Genomic DNA, 18,587 nt, shown 5'->3' on the forward strand with positions numbered 1-18,587 from the left:
TTTCTCGCAAAGAAGAAGCGCGGACAATTTGATTCAAATGCATTTCTTCTTTGTTCAAATACGCAGTTTTCCGTCCGTGCCATGCGTGGAGCGGAGAGATGATCCGTCTTGAACGCAGGCGCGAGCCGTCGCGGCTGTGGTCCTACGTCACGCCGGTGCTGGCGGTGATCGCCACCATGATCGCGGGCGGGCTGATGTTCGCGGCGCTTGGCAAGGACCCGTTCGAGGTGATCCGCACCATCTTCTGGGATCCGGTGCTGGGCGAATTCGCGTTCTATTACCGGGGGCAGTTGCTGATCAAGGCGGGGCCGCTGATCCTGATCGCGATCGGGCTGTCGCTGGGCTTTCGGGCGGGCATCTGGAACATCGGCGCCGAGGGGCAATACATCATCGGCGCGATCTGCGGCGCGGCCGTAGGCCTCGCGTTCTACCCGATGGACGCACGCTGGCTGATCTTTCCGCTGATGATCCTTGCGGGCGCGGTTGGCGGGTTTCTCTGGGCGATGATCCCGGCGATCCTCAAGACGCGGTTCAACACCAACGAGATTCTCGTGTCGCTGCTGCTGGTCTATGTCGCCGAGCAGCTTCTGGCCTCGATGGCGCTGGGCGCGCTGCGCAATCCCGAAGGCTCGGGGTTTCCCGGCTCGCGCAACCTGCGCCGCTATGAAAGCAGCGCGAACACGGAACTGTTCGAGGGCACGGGCATGCATTGGGGCGTCGTGGCCGCCTTCATCGCAGTGATCTTCGCCTACATCCTGCTGAACCGGCACATGCTGGGCTACCAGATCCGACTGACCGGGCAGGCGCCGCGCGCGGCGCGCTTCGCGGGGGTTCGGCCGAACCTTCTGGTGGTGTTCTGCCTTGGCGCCTCGGGCGCGCTGGCAGGCCTTGCGGGTATGTTCGAGGTGGCGGGCCCGGCGGGCCAGGTCAGCATCGATTTCAATGTCGGCTACGGGTTCACCGCGATCATCGTCGCCTTCCTGGGGCGATTGCATCCGGTCGGCATCCTTCTGGCGGGGCTTCTGATGGCGCTGACCTATATCGGGGGCGAAGCGGCACAATCGACGCTTGGCCTTCCAGCGGCGGCGATCCAGGCGTTCCAGGGGATGCTTCTGTTCTTCCTTCTGGCGGTGGACATGCTGACCAACTACCGCTTCCGGTTCGGCAAGAGAGAGGTGGCGTGATGGACCTGTCGTCGATCAACCCGGTCGTCCTGATCGCCTCGCTCATGGTGGCCTCGACGCCGATCCTTCTGGCCGCTCTTGGCGAGATGGTGGTCGAGAAATCCGGCGTGCTGAACCTTGGCGTCGAGGGCATGATGATCGTCGGCGCGATCTGCGGCTTCGCCATCGCGGTCGAGACCGGCAGCCCGACGATGGGCTTTGTCGCCGCCGCGCTGGGATCGGCGCTGTTGTCGATGATCTTCGCGGTTTTGACGCAGCTGTTCCTGTCCAACCAGGTGGCGACGGGGCTTGCACTGACGCTGTTCGGGCTGGGGCTGTCGTCGCTGCTGGGCCAGGGCTATGTCGGGATCAAGCCGCCCTCGACGCCGAAGATGGATCTCGGCCCGCTCAGCGATCTGCCGGTGCTGGGGCGCATCCTGTTCAGTCACGACCTTGTCGTCTATTTCTCGCTCGCGCTTGTCCTGGCCGTCTGGGCCTTCCTGAAGTTCACGCGCGCCGGGCTGATCCTGCGCGCGGTCGGGGAAAGCCACGACGCGGCCCATGCGCTCGGCTACAAGGTCGTTGCGATCCGCTTTGCGGCCATCGGCTTTGGCGGCGCCTGCGCGGGCCTGGGCGGCGCCTATCTCAGCCTCGTGCGCGTGCCGCAATGGACCGAGGGCATGACGGCGGGTGCGGGCTGGATCGCGCTGGCCATCGTGGTCTTTGCCAGCTGGCGCGCGGGCCGGATCCTGCTTGGCGCCTATCTGTTCGGCGGTGTCACTGTGCTGCAGCTCAATCTGCAGGCAGCGGGCGCCGCGATCCCGGTCGAATACCTGTCGATGTCGCCGTATTTGATCACCATCCTCGTCCTCGTCATCATGTCGTCGAGCCGGGGACGGGCCTCGCTTGCCGCGCCCGCTTCCTTGGGCCGGTCGTTCCACGCGTCAAGCTGACGCCAATTTTCAACCAACGGGGAGAGTTCACCCAATGACACTAGCGAAACTTCTGACCGGCGCCGCGCTGGCCGCGGGCCTTGCGGGCGGTGCCTTTGCCGCCAGCCATTCCGAGCCGGTGAAGGCCGGGTTCATCTATGTCGGCCCGATCGGCGACGGCGGCTGGACCCATGAACACAACATCGGCCGCCTTGCCGTCGAGGAAGAATTCGGCGACGCCGTCGAAACCGTGTACCAGGAAAGCGTGCCCGAGGGCGCAGACGCCGAGCGCGCGATCACCCAGATGGCGCTGCAGGGGGCGGACATCATCTTTACCACGTCCTTCGGCTACATGGACCCGACCATAAACGTCGCCGAGAAGTTCCCGGACGTGAAGTTCGAGCATGCGACCGGCTACAAGACCGCCGACAACGTGGCGATCTACTCGGCCCGCTTCTACGAGGGCCGCGCGATCCAGGGCCACATCGCGGGCAAGATGACCAAGACCAACAAGATCGGCTACATCGCGTCCTTCCCGATCCCCGAGGTCATCCGAGGCATCAACTCGGCCTATATCCACGCCAAGAAGGTCAACCCGGACGTCGAGTTCTCGGTCGTCTGGGCGTTCACCTGGTTCGACCCGGCGAAAGAGGCGGACGCCGCCACCGCGCTGATCGAACAGGGCGCCGACGTGATCCTGCAGCACACCGATTCGACGGCGCCGCAGGCCGCGGCCGCCGAGGCGGGCAACGTCATCACCTTCGGCCAGGCGTCGGACATGTCCGAATACGCGCCGATGCCGCGGGTGTCGTCGATCATCGACAATTGGGCGCCTTACTACATCGACCGCGTCAAGGCGGTCATGGACGGCACCTGGGAAACCAAGGACACCTGGGACGGCATCGGTCCGGGCATGGTTGGCATCGGCGAGATCTCTGACGCCGTTCCGGCCGAGGTGAAGGCCGAGGCGCTGGCGCTCAAGGACGCGATCGCGGCGGGCGACTACCACCCCTTCACCGGCCCGATCAACAAGCAGGACGGCAGCGTCTGGCTCGCCGAGGGCGAGACCGCCGATGACGGCACGCTTCTGGGCATGGATTTCTACGTCGAAGGTCTGACCGGCGAAATCCCGAACTGATCCTCGATCAACGCGATCAGACAGGCCCGTCCCCGAAAGGGGGCGGGTCTTTGCGTGTTCGGCACACCGCGGTCATCTCTGGCGCGGGCGTGCGCCTTTCCAGCCTGTCTCTGCGCGGTCGAACACCATCTCGCCCGACGGCGCAAAGACCGCATCCGCCCCGGCGCGCCAGACCTCGATGCCGATGCGCGCGCGCGACAACGTGAGCAGGTTAAAGGTGTTCGTCTCACCTCGCAGCCGGGTCGACAGCCCCGTGCCCGCCTGCACGAACAACAGGCCCGGCGCGGCAAGAAACGGCGCGGCAAAGGCGTTGTGCAGATGGCCCGACAGGACGATGTCGGCGCCCGCATCCTCGAGCGCGCGCAGCGCCTTGCCCGCCCCCTTCATCAGCCGCTTCTGGGTCTCGGGACCGTGTTCCAGCGGATGATGCAGGACCACCACGCGCACCCTCTCGCCCGCATCAGAAAAGGCCGCCGCGACGCGCGCGCGGTGGCGCCCGCGAAACCGCCCGCGCTGCCAGGAAAACCGGTTCACGGTATTGATCCCCACCATCCGCAGATCGGGGGTGTCGTGCCGTGGCTCCAACTCATGGGCGATGGCCTCGCGGTAGCGCACCCAGGGGCGCAGGAACCGCACCAGCACGTTGTCGAGCGGGGTGTCATGGTTCCCCGGAACCGCAAAAACGGGCGGCTCCAGCCGGTTCAGAAAGCGCCGCGCCCGGTCGAATTGCGACACCCGCGCGCGCTGGGTGAAATCACCCGACACGACGACCATGTCGGGTGCGAGCCGGTTGACCGTTTCGATCAGCGGGTCCGCCAGATCGTCCCGGTCGCGGCCGAAGTGAAGGTCGGACAGGTGCACCAGCCGCGTCATGCCACCCCGTTCGGGACGATGATGCGAAGCGGGCGGTCCGACATGCGGAACTCGAACGGGCTGGGGGCGATGCACTTTTCGCCGTCAAACGCCAAGAGCGCCTTGCGCCGCTTCACCCGCCAGACCGTCAGGCTGCTTGCTTTCAGCAGCTCGTAATCCTCGCCTTCCTCGCTGGCGCGCCGCAGCAGCCGCCAGGTCAGCCAGAACAGTTGCCGCCGCCCCTGCGCCCGCGCCACCAGCACGGCGAAGCCGTCGTCGTGGATGGCATCGCCCCCGTTCAGGCCGAAGCGTTCCAGCTGAAACGTCGAGCGTGCGATGAACACCAGCGCCGTGCGGCGGTGCAGGGTCTCTCCAGCCACGTCGATCTCAAGCAGCATCGGGCGCTGAAACCGCAGGAAGGTCTTGAGCACGGACCAGTGCGCGGCGATCCGGCGGCGGCCCCAGCGGCGATAGACCGTCTCGCGCTCGCGCAGGATGGCCGGGTAGATGCCAAGCGAGGCGTTGTTGAGAAACACCCGGTCATTGACCATCCCGACGCTGATGTCATGGGGCGCCCCGTCGAGGATCTGCTGCGCCGCCTCTCGCGGGTCTTCCGACAGGCCCAGCCCGCGCGAGAAGTAGTTGAACGTGCCCAGAGGCAGAACCGCCATCGACACATCGGCCCCAAGTGCGGCATCGGCGACGGCCATCACGGTTCCGTCGCCCCCCGCCGCGACGATCAGGTCGGCGCCGCCTTGCACCGCGCGGTGCACGACGCTTGCCATGTCCTCGCGCCCCGGTCGCCATATCATCCGCGTTGCGCGGTCGCCGAACACGTCCATCGCCGCGTCGATGGCGCCGCGATCACGGCGGTTGGTGCCCGAGGCGCGGTTGGCGACGAGGACGATCTTTCGGAAGGGCACAGCCGGGGGCTGCGGGTCGGGCAAAGCGGACATCCACGGGTCTCCTGATGCGCAGCGGGAACGCGCGGGGGCAGGCAATGGTTGCCGTGAAACGCAAAACGGCGCCCCGGGGGGGGCGCCGTTCCAGTCCAGTCCTGCCGGAAATCAGCCGCCGAGTTGCTCCATCACCTCGTCGGACATCTCGACGTTCGAGGTCACGCGCTGAACGTCGTCGTCGTCTTCCAGCGCCTCGATCAGCTTGAACAGCTTTTCGGCATCCTCAAGCCCGAGTTCGGTCGTCGTCGTGGGCCGCCAGATCAGCTTGGTCGATTCGGATTCGCCCAGCTGGTCCTCCAGCGCGGCTGACACCTCGTTCAGGTCGGTGTCGGCGCAATAGATCACATGGCCATCGTCCGAGCTTTCGACATCCTCGGCGCCCGCTTCAATGGCGGCCATCATCACGTCATCCGCGCTGCCGACGCTGGCCGGAAAGACGATCTCGCCCTTGCGGTCGAACATGAAGCTGACCGAGCCGGTTTCACCAAGGTTGCCGCCGTTCTTGCCAAAGGTCGACCGCACGGTCGATGCGGTGCGGTTGCGGTTGTCGGTCATCGCCTCGACGATCACCGCAACGCCGTTCGGGCCATAGCCCTCGTAGCGGATTTCCTCGTAGTTATCGCCCTCGCCGCCGATGGCCTTCTTGATGGCGCGGTCGATGTTGTCCTTGGGCATTGACTGCGACTTGGCCTCTTTCACGGCAAGGCGCAGGCGCGGGTTCTTGTCGGGATCGGGATCGCCCATCTTGGCCGCGACCGTGATCTCTTTCGAGAATTTCGAGAACAGCTTGGATCGCACCGCATCCTGACGTCCCTTGCGGTGCTGGATGTTCGCCCATTTAGAATGGCCTGCCATGACCCTTTTCCCTTCGGTCCTTCGATGAACGGGCGGGGTATAGCCCGCGCCCGTGCGCGCGGCAATCCCGTGTTGCAGGCGCGCAGGCGTCGCCCGCCCAGCCCGGCCCTACAGCGGCCAGAACAGCGGAATGACGGCAGAGGCGATCAGCCCCATCGACAGGTTCAGCGGCACACCGACCTTCAGGAAATCGGTGAACCGATAGCCGCCGGGTCCGTAGACAAGCGTATTGGTCTGATAGCCGATGGGCGTGGCAAAGGCCGCCGAGGCGGCGATCATCACGGCGACCACTAGCGGGCGCGGATCGACACCGATGGCCTGCGCCAGGCTGATCGCGATGGGTGTGACGACCACCGCGACCGCGTTGTTCGTCACCGCTTCGGTCAGGACCGAAGTCAGCAGGTAGATCGACCAGATGATGAAGAACGGCGGCAGCGTCTCGATATAGGGGGCGACGCCCGCGACGATCAGCTCGACCGCGCCCGACGCCTGCAGCCCCGCGCCGACCGCGAGCATCGCGAAGATCAGCGCAAGAAGCCGCCCCTCGACGAACGAGAACGCCTCTTCCGCGTCGACGCAGCCGGTCAGGAACACCACCGTGACCGCCGTGACTGCCAGCGCAAGGATCGGTGCCACGCCCAGCGCGGACAGCCCCACGATCCCCAGAAGCGCCAGCACCGCGATGGGCGCATGGCCGCGCCGGAACGCCCGCGCGGACGGTCGGGCGATGTCGACAAGGCCCATGTCGGCGGCAAGGCGCTGGATGTCCTCGGGCGCGCCCTCCAGAAGCAGGGTGTCGCCGACCCGCACTACGAGGTCGTCCAGCTGTCGCCCGATGTTCTGGTTCCTGCGGTGCACCGCCAGCGGATAGACCCCGTAACGGCGGCGCAGACGCAGCGCGCCCAGCGACCGGCCGACCATGCGGCACCCGGGGGAAATCAACACCTCGACCGTCGTCGTCTCGACCGAGGACAGCTTGTCGACCATGCGCAACTGCTTGTTCTGCTGAAGGCCCAAAAGCTCTGCCATCTCGGTGCGCAGGACGACCCGGTCGCCGGGCTGCAACGTCACGTCCGTCAGGTTGCGCCGCAGCGAGGCATCGCCGCGCAGCACGTCGATCAGGCGCACGCCTTCACGCTTGAACAGGTCGATGTCCTGGACGGTCTCGCCGATCAGCGCGCTGTCCTCGGGCACGGCGACCTCGGTGAAGAACTTCATCCGGCTCTTGTCGGAAAGAAGCGAGGCCATGCTGTCACGCTGCGGCAGCAGGTGACGCCCGATGAAGGCGAGATAGGCCATGCCCCAGACCACCACGACGATCCCCACCGGCGTCACCTCGAAGATCGTGAACGGCTCCAGCCCCTGCGCGCGGGCCACACCGTCGACCAGAAGGTTGGTCGAGGTGCCGATCAGCGTCAGCGTGCCGCCAAGGATCGCGCCATAGCTGAGCGGGATCAGCAGCTTGGACACCGGCAGCTTCAGCTTGCGCGCCAATTGGACGAAGACCGGGATCATCACCACGACGACCGGCGTGTTCGACACGATCGCCGACGACAGCACGACGAACACCATCAACGCGATGAGCGCCAGCGTCGCGTTCCGGTCGGCCAGCCGCTCGGCGGCCTGTGTGAACCATTCCAGCGCGCCGGTGCGCACCAGCGCGCCCATCACGATGAACATCGCCGCAATGGTCCAGGGCGCGGGGTTGGACAGGACGGCAAGCCCGTCGTCGTAGGGCAAAAGCCCCAGCACCAGCATCGCGGTTGCCCCGGCGATCGCGGTCACCTCGGTCGGAAACACCTCGCGCACGAACAACGCGAACATCACGCCGACGACCACCAGCGCAAGGATCGCCTCTGTCATCGGATCGAAGGTGAATGGATGCATGCGCGTTGGTCCGACTGGCCGATCAGACCGCATCCTGACGGCTTGGGGCGGGCTCTACAAGCGGCAGAACGGGCCGCGGCTGGACCAGGAACATGCCAAGGACCATCAGCGCCAGCGCGGTCCAGATCGCGCCGGTATATTGCTCTCCCAGCAGCAGGATCGCCCAGAGCACGCCAAAGCCGGTGACAAGATAGGACACCTGCACCGCGAATACCGATCCGGCGCGGCCGATCAGCCAGAAATAGCTGGTGTAGACAACGGCGTGCACCAGCGACGAGGCCAGGATTGCCCAGTCGGGGCCGCGCCACACATGCAGCGGATCGATGAAGGTGGCGCTGGCCATCGCGGCAGGCAGGGCAAGAACGGCCCCGATCACCGAGGCACCGAACAGCAGTTCAACCGGGTCCAGCCCCGCCGTGCCGAACCGGGCGATCCCGTTGCCTTCAAGCGCGTAGCAGATCGGCGCGATCATCGCGAGCGGGACAAAGGCCGCCATCGCCGGATCGGGAAGGCTGGCCTCGGGCACCGTCAGGATCAGCACCCCCACAAGGCCGGTCATCAGCCCTGCAAGCCGCCCCCAGGCGAACCGGTCAAGACCGAAGGCCAACGCGACCGGGAAGGCGATCATCGGGACAGCCGACAGAAGGATCGACAGGACACCCGCAGGCAGATACACCGCCGCCTGGTAGCTGGCCGTGTTCGGCAGGACGGTTCCGATCAGAGCGATAACGGTGCAGGCGAACAGCCGCGCGCGCGTGACGCGCGGCCAGCGCCCGCGCACCAGCAGGATCGCCCCAAGACAGACCGCGCCGATCACAAGTTGCCAGAAGATGATGCCGAAATTGCGGTAGCCTTCGCTGACCGCGATCTTGGCCAGCGGCTGTGTCACGCCCCAGCCCGCCCCCAGAACGACGAGCGCCAGCACCAGAAGCGCCCGCTCGCGCAGGGTCGTCATGCGCCGGGACTCAGCCTGCCGCCGTCGCGGATCATCTCGGCGCGCAGGGCCTTGCCGGTGCGGTCGTCGGTCTCGACGAACAGGCCCGACAGCGTCGCCTCTCCCACCGCAGGCTCGAACCGGCCCTTGGACATGCCGGTGATGAAGCGGCGCAGCGGTTCGGCCTTGTCCATGCCGATCACCGAATTGTAGTCGCCGCACATGCCCGCATCGGTCTGGTAGGCGGTGCCGCCCGGCAGGATCATCGCATCCGCCGTCGGGACATGGGTGTGCGTGCCCACCACCACCGACGCGCGCCCGTCGCAGAAATGGCCCATCGCCATCTTCTCGGACGTCGCCTCGCAGTGCATGTCCACCAGGACGGCGTTCGCCTGCCCGCCCATCGGATAGGTCCGCAGCACCTGGTCGACCGCCGAGAAGGGATCGTCGAAGGCGCGCTTCATGAACACCTGCCCCAAGACCTGCAGGACCAGCACCTTGCGGCCGCCCGGCACCTCGAACAGCCGGTGCCCGCGCCCCGGCGCGACCTTGGCATAATTGAGCGGGCGCAGGATGCGGCTGTTGCCCTCGACCTCGGTCAGCATGTCCTTCTGGTCGAAGGCATGGTCGCCCAGCGTGACGCAATCGGTGCCCGCGTCGAAGATCGCCTTGGCGTGGTCCTTGGACAGACCGTGCCCGGACGTCGCATTCTCGCCGTTCACGACAACGAAATCGGCGCCGAGCCGGGCCCGCAAGGGGCCAAGCCGGTCGGTGATCGCGGAGCGCCCCGCGCGGCCCATGACATCGCCGAGAAAGAGGATTTTCATGCGATCGGAGGTAACGGTCGGCGCGGCGGAGGGCAAGAACGGTTTCAGGCGGGCGCGGCGGGTGGCCAAGGCTGGGGGGCTCTGCCCCCCAGACCCCCCGGAGGTATTTATGGACCAAAGATGCACACGGGCGGACGACCTGGGGCGGTTCAGAGCGTGATCGTTTCGGCCTCGGTCACGATCATGTCGAGCGGCTGGTCGGTCGGCTCCGTCGGCAGCGCTTCCGTCTCTTGTGCCGCCCAGGCGAAACCGATGGCCAGCGTCGGGCGCCGCGCGCGCAGAGCCTCGAGCGTGCGGTCGTAGAAGCCGCCGCCATAGCCAAGGCGTCCGCCCTGCCGGTCGAAGGCCACCAGCGGGACGATCAGCACCTCGGGCTCCAGCCAGTCGCCGTCCTGCGGCACCTTTGCGCCGAACGGGCCGTCGATCAGGAAACTGTCGGTCAGCCATTCGCGGAACTTCAGCGGATGGCCCATCGACTGGATCACCGGCACGGCGACGCGGCAGACCCGCGTCATCCGGCCCATCGCCGGGCGGGGGTCGATCTCGGTGCGGATCGGAAGGTAGCCCGCGATCACCCTGCCCGCATGCGGCGCCAGTGCCTCGGCGAGGCGGGCGGCCCCGGCGATGCGGTTCCCGGCGTCGAAGGCGGTCTTGCGGCGTGCGAAGGCGGCCTTGCGCGCCTCGGCCTTGCGGTCCTCGGGGCTCACAGCAGGACGATCCCTGCAAGACCGAGGAAGGCGAAGAACCCCACGACATCGGTCACGGTGGTCACGAAGGCGCCCGAGGCCAGCGCAGGGTCGATGTTCATCCGTTCCAGCACCACCGGGATGCCGATGCCCGCCAGCCCTGCGACGACAAGATTGATGACCATCGCCGCCGCGATCACCAGCCCAAGCGCCGGAGAGCCGAACCAGATCACCCCGACGACCCCCATCACAACAGCGAAAATCACGCCGTTCACGAAGCCCACCGCCACCTCGCGCCGGATCACGCGCCAGACGTTCGATCCGGTCAGGTCGCGCGTGGCGATGGCGCGCACCGCCACGGTGAGCGCCTGCGTGCCTGCGTTGCCGCCCATCGACGCCACGATCGGCATCAGCACGGCAAGGGCCACGAACTGCGCGATCGTCGCCTCGAACTGCGCGATCACCAGCGAGGCGAGGATCGCGGTCACGAGGTTCACCGCCAGCCAGGGCAATCGCTGCTTGGTGGTCTCGATCACCCGGTCCGACAGCGAGCCTTCACCGACACCGGCAAGGCGCATGATGTCTTCCTCGTGCTCTTCGTCCAGCACGATCATCGCGTCGTCGATGGTGATGACCCCGACAAGGCGGCCGTCATCGTCCACCACCGGGGCGGAGATCAGGTGATACTGGTTGAAGGCGTAGGCGACGTCGCCCTCGTACTGGTTGACCGGGATGGTGCGAAAGCTGTCCTCGACCAGATCCTTGAGCGGCGTGGCGCGCGGCGCGCCAAGGATCTTGCCCAGCGTGACGTTGCCGGTGGGCCGCATCCGCGGATCGACGAGGATCATGTGGTAGAAGTCTTCGGGCAGGTCTTCGCGGGCGCGCAGGTAGTCGATGGCCTCGCCCACGGTCCAGTGCTCGGGGCCAGCGACCACCTCGCGCTGCATCAGGCGGCCGGCGGAGTATTCGGGGTAGGTCAGCGCCTGCTGGACGGCGATCCGGTCGCTGATCTCGAGCGCGCCGAGGATCGCCTCGCGCTGTTCGTCCTCGAGGTCTTCGAGAAGGTCGACGACATCGTCCGAATCCAGCTCGCGCACCGCGTCGGACAGGGTCTGCGGCGACAGGGCCGCGATGACTTCCTCGCGGATGCTCTCGTCGAGTTCCGACAGGATCTCGCCGTCGATCTCTTTCTCGTACAGTCGGACGATCTCGCCGCGCTGCTCCTCGCCGACCTGTTCGAGGAGGTCGGCGATGTCGGCCGCGTGCAGCGGCTCCATCAGTTCGGTCAGGCGCTGGGCGTCCTGATCGTCCACGGCATCGAGGATCGCGCCGACTGTCCGGGCCTCGAGGCTGTAGCCTTCTTCTTCGCGCACCTCGGGGGGCGTCTCGTCGTCCATGTCCACCATGTTCTGCCCTCTGCTGCCTCCGGACACATCTAGGGCCCGGACCATCCCGTTGACAGCCACCTGCCCGATTTACCCGGTGGCGAGGCCGGTTTATCGTTCCGGCGCACAACGCGCGAGGGTTCTTTGGAAAAGACTGTTCTCACTGGCCAGACGCTAAGCTTCGTGGCCGATCCCTTTGCCGTGCCGCCGGACGAGGCGGTGCGCCACCATACGCATGGCGCGGTGGTCATCGCAGACGGCCGGATCGTCGAGGTCGGCGCGGCGGATACGGTGCTGGCGGCGCATCCGGGCGCGGCGCGCGTGGACTATGGCGCGGCGCTCATCATGGCGGGATTCGTCGATGCGCACGCGCATTACCCGCAGACCGGCATCATCGCCAGTTGGGGCAAGCGCCTGATCGATTGGCTGAACGGCTACACGTTCCCCGAAGAGATGAAGTTCGCCGATCCTGGCTATGCGGTGGCCACCGCAGAGCGATATTTCGACCTGCTGGCGGCGCATGGCACAACGTCTGCCTGCTCCTTTTGCACGATCCATCCGGCAAGCGTGGAGGCTTATTTCAGCGTCGCGGCGGAGCGCGGCTTGCGGGTCTGGGGCGGCAAGACCTGCATGGACCGCAATGCGCCGGACGGCTTGCGCGATACGCCGCAGTCGGCTCATGACGACAGCAAGGCGCTGCTGGAAAAATGGCACGGGAAGGGGCGCGCGGAATACGTCATCACGCCGCGATTCTCGCCCACGTCCTCGCCCGAACAGCTGGAGGCGCTGGGTGCGCTCTGGGCCGCGCATCCGGAGTGCCTGATGCAGACGCATCTGTCCGAGCAGACGGACGAGATCGCATGGGTCAAGGACCTGTTTCCAGACGCGCGCGATTATCTCGACACCTACGAGCGGTTTGGCCTGCTGGGCGCGCGCGGTGTCTACGGCCACGCGATCCACCTTGAGCCGCGCGAAGAAGCACGGCTGCGCGAGGTCGGTGCTGCGCTGGTGCATTGCCCGACGTCCAACACCTTCATCGGGTCCGGGTTGTTCCGGCTGGCGGCGCTCAAGGCGCAAGGTCAGCGGATCGGGCTGGCGACCGACACCGGGGGCGGATCGTCGTTCTCGATGCTGCGCACGATGGCGGCGGCCTACGAGATCGGGCAGTTGTCGGGCACCGCGATCCACCCTGCGCAACTTCTGTGGCTGGCGACCGAAGGTTCGGCGGCAGCGCTGCACGCGGCCGACCGGATCGGAAATCTGGAAGCCGGGCGCGAGGCGGACATCACGGTGCTGAACCTTGCCTCCACCAAGGACATCGCCCAGCGGTCCGCGCGGGCGAGCGACCTGTGGGAGGCGGTGTTTCCGACGATCATGATGGGCGACGACCGGGCGGTGAAAGCGGTCTGGGTGGGCGGGCGCCAGATCAAGATGTGATTAGGCCTGACATTTTCGCAGGTCGAAGAGCGCGAAACCGGTTCCCACTTTTGCGCGACATGCTCTAGCGGCAGGGCGCGGCGTAGGTGGTCACCCAGTAGTCGCCCACGCGGGCGGTGCCGATCAGTCTGGCGTCCGACAGGATATTGCGGCGATGGCCGTCGCTGTCCATCCAGCCTTGGGTGACGGCCTCGGCGCTGCGGTGCCCTTGCGCGACGTTCTCGGCCGCCATGCACCAGCGCAGGCCCGCCTCGGTCAGCCGCGTGCCGATGTCCGACCCGTCGCTGCCGTCATGGCCAAGGAACCCGCCCCGCGCCATGTCCTGCGCGTGACGCTCTGCCGCCTGCGTCGCCTCGGGCGAGACGGCAAGGGGCGCAAGACCGCGTGCGCTGCGCTCTGCATTGATCCGCGCGGCCACCTCGGGCGCCGGTTCGGCAAGCGCGGCGGCGGGCAGCAGGAACACGGCGATCAGGATGGATTTCATTGCATCAACCCTTGCGCCAGCCGGGTCTGGTGTTCGATCGCCAACGACAGGTCGATTGTGGTCAGGATGCCATCGCGCACCACCTGACGCCCCTCGACGAACAGGTGCCGCACCTTCGTCGGGCCCGCAAGCAGCAGCGCCGCGGGGTCCCAGCTTCCGGCGCTTTCGATGCCGGTCACGTCCCACAGCGCCAGATCGGCGCGTTTTCCAACGGCGATCTGTCCGCAGTCGCGACGGCCCAGAACCTCGGCCCCGCCGCGCGTGGCGAGGCGTAGCGCCTCGCGCGCGCTCATCTTGTCGGCCCCTTGCGCCACCCGTTGCAGCAGCATCGCCATCCGCGCCTCGGCCATCAGGTTGCCCGCGTCGTTCGACGCCGATCCGTCGACTCCAAGGCCGACCTTGACGCCCGCATCCCTCATCGCCCGCACCGGCGCGATGCCGGACCCAAGGCGGCAGTTGGAACAGGGGCAATGGGCGACGCCGGTGCGCGACCGGGCGAACAGGTCGATCTCGGACGCGTCCAGCTTGACGCAATGCGCGTGCCAGACATCGTCGCCGGTCCAGCCAAGGTCTTCGGCGTATTGCCCGGGCCGGCAGCCGAACTTTTCCAGCGAATAGGCGATGTCCTCATCGTTCTCGGCCAGATGGGTGTGCAGCATCACGCCCTTGTCGCGCGCCAGAAGGGCGGCGTCGCGCATCAACTCGCGGCTCACGGAGAAGGGTGAACAGGGCGCGACACCGACACGGACCATCGCGCCCTCGGCGGGGTCGTGAAAGGCGTCGATCACGCGGATACAGTCGTTCAGGATCGCCGCCTCGTCCTCGACGAGGGCATCGGGCGGCAGGCCGCCGTTGCTTTGCCCGATCGACATCGCCCCGCGCGTGGCGTGGAACCGCAGCCCGATCTCGCGGGCGGCGTCGATGGTATCATCCAACCGAGCGCCGTTGGGGTAGAGATAGAGGTGATCCGACGACATCGTGCAGCCGGACAGCGCCAGTTCGGCAAGACCGATGGTCGCCGAGACGCGCATCTCTTCGGGGCCGAAGCGCGCCCAGATCGGATAGAGCGTCTGCAACCAGCCGAACAGCATCGCGTCCTGTGCTCCGGGCACCGCGCGGGTCAGGGTCTGGTAAAGGTGGTGGTGCGTGTTCACGAGGCCGGGCGTGACGACGATGCCCGCGCCATAGACGATCGCGGCGCCCTCGGCGTCGAGGCCATGCCCGACAGCGGCGATCACGCCGCCGTCGATCAGGATATCGGCGCCGGTCAATTCGCTTTCCGCGTCGTCCATCGTCAGGACGGTGTGCGCCCCTCGGATCAGAACCCGGCTCATGCGCCAGCCGCCCCGATCAGGTCCAGCGCTTCGCGGTGGATCGCCGCGTTCGCCGCAGCCACGGCGCGCCCGCCGTCATGCACCGGCCCGCCGCTCCAGTCGGTCACAACGCCGCCCGCCGCCTCGATCACGGCAATGGGCGCTTGAATGTCATAGGGGTTGAGCCCCGCCTCGATCACCAGATCGACCTGACCCGCCGCGACCAGCGCATAGGCATAGCAATCCATCCCGTAGCGGGTCAGCTTGCACCGCGCGGACACCGCGCGAAAGGCGGCGGCGTCGGCAGGTGTGCCGACCTCGGGGAAGGTGGTGAAGATGATGGCATCGGTCAGGGTCGCCGTGGCCCGGGTCGCAAGCGACCGCTCGCCGTGAGGGCCAGACAGGCGCGCACGCCCAAAACCGCCCTCGAATCGCTCTCCGATATAGGGCTGGTCGATGATGCCGTAGAGAGGACCAGATGCGTCGCGCACCGAGATCAGCACGCCCCATGTCGGCGTGCCCGAGATATAGCCGCGCGTTCCGTCGATGGGATCGAGCACCCAGGTCAGCCCCGACGTGCCTTCCGCAGCTCCGTATTCCTCGCCCAGGATGCCGTCCTGCGGGCGGCGAGCCGCCAGAATGTCGCGCATCGCGGCCTCGGCCGCACGGTCCGCCACCGTCACCGGATCGAAGCCGCCCTTGTCCTTGTTCTCGGTGCCAAGGCTGGCGCCGCGGAAATGCCGCAGCGTCTCGGTCCGCGCCGCTTCCGCAAGCGCATGCGCCGTCGCGACAAGGTCTTCTGTCAGGTCTGGGGGATGAGTCATGTGGGCCACCCTGTCTCAGGATGGCCCAAGGCGCTAGTGGTCCCGGCAGAGCCGGTCAAGCGATCAGTCGACTTCGGACAGAACGCGCGCGAGATCGAACAGGCGGCGGCGCTGCGCCTCGGGGATCGCATAGTAGGAGCGAACGAGGTCCATCGCTTCCTTGTCGGCCAGGATGTCGCCGGGAACGGTCGCCGAGGGCGTCGCCGCTTCGGAGTCTTCCGCGCCTTCGAGGCCGTCGAAGAAAAAGCTGATCTTCACATCAAGCGCATGGGCGATATCCCAAAGACGCGACGCGCTGATCCGGTTCATGCCGGTTTCGTATTTCTGGATCTGCTGGAACTTGATGCCCACGCGCTCTGCGAGCTGCTGCTGGGTCATCCCGACCATCCAGCGACGATGACGGACACGTTTGCCGACGTGAACATCTACAGGGTGTTTCATACTCTTCTCCTAGCTGGCACCGCCACGCCCACTGGGCTGACACACGGTGCGGTTGATCCGGTTGGTTCCGATCAACACGCATTATTGACACCCAAAACGGACGAATGAAGGTGCCTGCCGATATTTCTAAGGCGAAACCCTGCACGAATCTACACAATTCAGGGTTACGCAAAGAGACCGGCAAGTCACCGCCACGCGTGCCGTTCCACCCCGCAGTGTCATTTCTGCATGTTGCGACCGAACCGGTTGCGTGGAATTAGTCCGTCATGAAAACGATGCAAATCACTCAATTCGGCCAGCCCCCTATCCTTTCGGATATGGAGCGTCCTGAACCAGCCCCGAGCGAGATCGCCGTGAAGATTGCAGCCTGCGGGTTGAACTTTGCCGATCTCCTTATGATTGAAGGAAAATATCAGGACACACCTGAGCCGCCCTTCGCCCCCGGACTGGAACTTGCAGGCACGGTGATCGCCACCGGAAAAAATGTGAAGAACGTTGCGTCAACTGACCGCGTGGCGATCTTCACAGGCCACGGCGGGCTGGCGGAAGAGGGAAACTTCCCGGCCGAACGCGCCGTGGCGCTTCCCGACTCGATGCCCTTCACCGAGGCTGCCGCGTTCCTCGTCGCCTATGGCACCAGCCACGTCGCGCTTTCGCATCGCGCGAACCTGCGCCCCGGCGAGACGCTGCTTGTTCTGGGCGCGGCGGGCGGCGTCGGATTGACCGCGGTCGAGATCGGCAAGCTGATGGGTGCGACCGTCATCGCCGCCGCGCGCGGCGCGGACAAGCTGGCCGTCGCCAAGGCGGCAGGTGCGGATCACCTGATCGACACCGACACGGACGACCTGCGCGCTGCGGTCAAGGCGCTGGGCGGCGCGGATGTCGTCTATGATCCGGTCGGGGGCGATCTGTTCAAGGCCGCGTTCCGCGCTTGCAACCCCGAGGCGCGGATCGTGGTGATCGGCTTTGCCAGCGGCGACATCCCGCAGGTTCCGGCCAATCACCTGCTGGTCAAGAACATCTCGGTTCTCGGGCTTTACTGGGGCGGCTACATGGGGTTCCGCCCAGACGTCGTGACCGGCAGCTTCACGCAGTTGTTCGAGTGGTATGCCGAGGGCAAGCTGTCCCCCCATGTCAGCGCCACCTTCCCGCTGGAACGCGCGCTCGACGGGCTGGAGATGCTGCGCTCCCGCCGCTCGACCGGGAAGGTCGTCATCACGATGGACGATCAGAGCGACCGGAAGGCCTGACGCACCAGATCGGCCAAGGGGGCGATCACCGGGTTCGCCTTGAGGTCGCCGACATAGAGGTTGATCTTCGACACCCCGAGCTCGGGCAGCGCGCCGCCGTGGCTCAGCCGCTCCATGTAGGGGGGCAGCATCCCGCCAAGCGCCGCGTGCACTGCCAGATCGGCACTGACGCTGGCCTCGACCGCGCGGGTGGACCGGCTTTCCACCGCCATTTCCCACGGGATGCCCGCGTCATCGAGTGCCTGCAGGACCCGGGGACGGAAGAAGCAGGCGGTCTCGAACGCCAGCCGCAGCGGCCTTTGCCGCCAGGACGTGCCGCCGGGCGCACCGACCCAGACAAGCGGTTGTTCCGATACCGTCTCTCCGCCTGCGTCGGGCGCATTCTCGGTGGTCAGGATCAGGTCGCAGTCGCCGCGCGCGAACTGCTCCTTCAGCTTGCGGGTATAGCTTGATGCAAGCTGAACCTTCACGCGGGGATACTCGGCGGCGAAGCGGTTCAGCACCTGCGGGATCGCGGGATAGACGATGTCCCCCGGCACCCCAAGCACGATCTCGCCCTCGAAGGCGGTGTCGGTCAGGCGCGACAGCGCCTCGTCGTTCAGCGCCAGCATCTTGCGCGCGTAGCTGAGCAGCTGCTCGCCCGCGCCGGTCAGGGCAATGCTGCGCGCGCTGCGGTCCAGCAAGGGCACATCAAGCGCCTCTTCCAGCCGCTTGAGCTGCATCGACACCGCCGATTGCGTGAGGTTCAGGAACCCGGCCGCACGGGTCACGCCGCCCGCCTCGGCGACGGTGACGAAAGAGCGCAGAGAGGTGAGATCGAGATTGCGGGGCATCATCACACCTTTTGATACATGGCAGCAAAAACATTCATTTCACAAATGAACCACGCCGCGCCATATACATCAAGGAAATTGATTCAACGCCCCCGACTCACAACGAAACAGAAAGGTCCTCCCATGAACACCCGCACCATTGGCATGGTCCGCCCCGCCCGCAACCGCCAGTCCGTCCTTGCCTATCTTGGCGCCGCCCTGCACACCTATCGCCAGCGCCGCGCGCTTGCGCGTCTCGACGACGCCGCACTGCGTGACATCGGCCTGTCCCAGGCCGAAGCAGCGACCGAATCCAGCCGACCGATCTGGGACGTTCCCGGCTATTGGCGCTAAAGTCGACAATCGCCGTCTGAAATCCTTGAATCCGGCCCCGGCATCCCCAATTAT

19 protein-coding genes are annotated in these 18,587 nt (G+C 66.4%); 6 read left to right on the top strand and 13 right to left on the bottom strand.

All coding sequences use genetic code 11. The annotated features are described in order from the left end of the window. Positions 1 to 98: 98 nt before the first annotated feature. From KTJ87_RS15905 to KTJ87_RS15915, 3 genes are read left to right on the top strand one after another with little or no spacing between them, the layout of a single operon-like run. Positions 99 to 1,184, top strand: coding sequence for an ABC transporter permease (locus KTJ87_RS15905; RefSeq protein WP_267140134.1), 1,086 nt, complete (start codon positions 99 to 101; stop codon positions 1,182 to 1,184). Continuing rightward, positions 1,184 to 2,116: an ABC transporter permease gene (locus tag KTJ87_RS15910; RefSeq protein ID WP_267140243.1), complete on the top strand. Its 933-nt coding sequence runs from the start codon at positions 1,184 to 1,186 to the stop codon at positions 2,114 to 2,116. Before KTJ87_RS15905 ends, KTJ87_RS15910 begins: the two co-directional genes overlap by 1 nt. A gap of 34 nt (positions 2,117 to 2,150) precedes the next feature. Next, the gene (locus KTJ87_RS15915) at positions 2,151 to 3,233 is read left to right on the top strand and encodes a BMP family ABC transporter substrate-binding protein (RefSeq protein WP_267140135.1); all 1,083 of its coding nucleotides are present in this window, start codon (positions 2,151 to 2,153) and stop codon (positions 3,231 to 3,233) included. A gap of 72 nt (positions 3,234 to 3,305) precedes the next feature. Here KTJ87_RS15915 and KTJ87_RS15920 read toward each other — a convergent pair whose 3' ends face one another. From KTJ87_RS15920 to mgtE, 8 genes are all read right to left on the bottom strand, one after another. After that, the gene (locus KTJ87_RS15920; RefSeq protein WP_267140136.1) at positions 3,306 to 4,106 is read right to left on the bottom strand and encodes a metallophosphoesterase family protein; all 801 of its coding nucleotides are present in this window, start codon (positions 4,104 to 4,106) and stop codon (positions 3,306 to 3,308) included. Beyond that, entirely contained in the window at positions 4,103 to 5,041 is a 939-nt protein-coding gene (locus KTJ87_RS15925; protein WP_267140137.1) for a diacylglycerol/lipid kinase family protein, read from the bottom strand. The genes KTJ87_RS15920 and KTJ87_RS15925 overlap by 4 nt, the downstream gene beginning before the upstream one ends. A gap of 111 nt (positions 5,042 to 5,152) precedes the next feature. Continuing rightward, positions 5,153 to 5,899, bottom strand: coding sequence for a YebC/PmpR family DNA-binding transcriptional regulator (locus KTJ87_RS15930; RefSeq protein ID WP_267140138.1), 747 nt, complete (start codon positions 5,897 to 5,899; stop codon positions 5,153 to 5,155). 108 nt (positions 5,900 to 6,007) lie between these two features. Continuing rightward, positions 6,008 to 7,786 carry an SLC13 family permease gene (locus KTJ87_RS15935; RefSeq protein WP_267140139.1) on the bottom strand — a complete coding sequence of 593 codons (1,779 nt, stop codon included), beginning with the start codon at positions 7,784 to 7,786 and terminating at the stop codon, positions 6,008 to 6,010. A 22-nt stretch (positions 7,787 to 7,808) separates the two neighbouring features. Beyond that, positions 7,809 to 8,741 (bottom strand): DMT family transporter, encoded by a 933-nt coding sequence (locus tag KTJ87_RS15940; protein ID WP_267140140.1) that lies wholly within the window; start codon positions 8,739 to 8,741, stop codon positions 7,809 to 7,811. Then, positions 8,738 to 9,547, bottom strand: coding sequence for a TIGR00282 family metallophosphoesterase (locus tag KTJ87_RS15945; protein WP_267140141.1), 810 nt, complete (start codon positions 9,545 to 9,547; stop codon positions 8,738 to 8,740). The genes KTJ87_RS15940 and KTJ87_RS15945 overlap by 4 nt, the downstream gene beginning before the upstream one ends. 149 nt (positions 9,548 to 9,696) lie before the next feature. Beyond that, positions 9,697 to 10,254: a 5-formyltetrahydrofolate cyclo-ligase gene (locus KTJ87_RS15950; RefSeq protein ID WP_267140142.1), complete on the bottom strand. Its 558-nt coding sequence runs from the start codon at positions 10,252 to 10,254 to the stop codon at positions 9,697 to 9,699. Beyond that, the gene (mgtE, locus tag KTJ87_RS15955) at positions 10,251 to 11,639 is read right to left on the bottom strand and encodes a magnesium transporter (RefSeq protein WP_267140143.1); all 1,389 of its coding nucleotides are present in this window, start codon (positions 11,637 to 11,639) and stop codon (positions 10,251 to 10,253) included. Before mgtE ends, KTJ87_RS15950 begins: the two co-directional genes overlap by 4 nt. A gap of 123 nt (positions 11,640 to 11,762) precedes the next feature. On the opposite strand from mgtE, the gene guaD reads away from it, so the two are divergent. Next, positions 11,763 to 13,055 (top strand): guanine deaminase, encoded by a 1,293-nt coding sequence (gene guaD / locus KTJ87_RS15960; protein WP_267140144.1) that lies wholly within the window; start codon positions 11,763 to 11,765, stop codon positions 13,053 to 13,055. A gap of 64 nt (positions 13,056 to 13,119) precedes the next feature. Here the strand turns inward: guaD and KTJ87_RS15965 are convergent, their stop codons facing one another. The 4 genes from KTJ87_RS15965 to KTJ87_RS15980 form a co-directional block, all read right to left on the bottom strand. After that, the gene (locus KTJ87_RS15965; protein WP_267140145.1) at positions 13,120 to 13,539 is read right to left on the bottom strand and encodes a CAP domain-containing protein; all 420 of its coding nucleotides are present in this window, start codon (positions 13,537 to 13,539) and stop codon (positions 13,120 to 13,122) included. After that, a complete protein-coding gene (locus tag KTJ87_RS15970; RefSeq protein ID WP_267140146.1) occupies positions 13,536 to 14,873 on the bottom strand; it encodes an 8-oxoguanine deaminase in 1,338 nt (445 codons plus the stop codon). Before KTJ87_RS15970 ends, KTJ87_RS15965 begins: the two co-directional genes overlap by 4 nt. Continuing rightward, positions 14,870 to 15,676, bottom strand: a complete 807-nt coding sequence (hisN, locus tag KTJ87_RS15975) for a histidinol-phosphatase (RefSeq protein ID WP_267140147.1) — start codon at positions 15,674 to 15,676, stop codon at positions 14,870 to 14,872. The genes KTJ87_RS15970 and hisN overlap by 4 nt, the downstream gene beginning before the upstream one ends. Before the next feature lie 63 nt (positions 15,677 to 15,739). Further along, positions 15,740 to 16,117 carry a helix-turn-helix domain-containing protein gene (locus KTJ87_RS15980; protein ID WP_267140148.1) on the bottom strand — a complete coding sequence of 126 codons (378 nt, stop codon included), beginning with the start codon at positions 16,115 to 16,117 and terminating at the stop codon, positions 15,740 to 15,742. A 266-nt stretch (positions 16,118 to 16,383) separates the two neighbouring features. Between KTJ87_RS15980 and KTJ87_RS15985 the strand changes: the two genes are divergently transcribed. Further along, positions 16,384 to 17,367: an NADPH:quinone oxidoreductase family protein gene (locus KTJ87_RS15985; RefSeq protein WP_267140149.1), complete on the top strand. Its 984-nt coding sequence runs from the start codon at positions 16,384 to 16,386 to the stop codon at positions 17,365 to 17,367. Here the strand turns inward: KTJ87_RS15985 and KTJ87_RS15990 are convergent. Further along, a complete protein-coding gene (locus KTJ87_RS15990; protein ID WP_267140150.1) occupies positions 17,346 to 18,200 on the bottom strand; it encodes a LysR family transcriptional regulator in 855 nt (284 codons plus the stop codon). The two genes, KTJ87_RS15985 and KTJ87_RS15990, sit on opposite strands and share 22 nt — an antisense overlap. Positions 18,201 to 18,323: 123 nt before the next feature. Between KTJ87_RS15990 and KTJ87_RS15995 the strand changes: the two genes are divergently transcribed. Then, positions 18,324 to 18,533, top strand: a complete 210-nt coding sequence (locus KTJ87_RS15995; protein WP_267140151.1) for a DUF1127 domain-containing protein — start codon at positions 18,324 to 18,326, stop codon at positions 18,531 to 18,533. Positions 18,534 to 18,587 lie beyond the last annotated feature (54 nt).

The organism is Anianabacter salinae, assembly GCF_019061145.1.
GTDB lineage: Bacteria > Pseudomonadota > Alphaproteobacteria > Rhodobacterales > Rhodobacteraceae > Anianibacter > Anianibacter salinarum.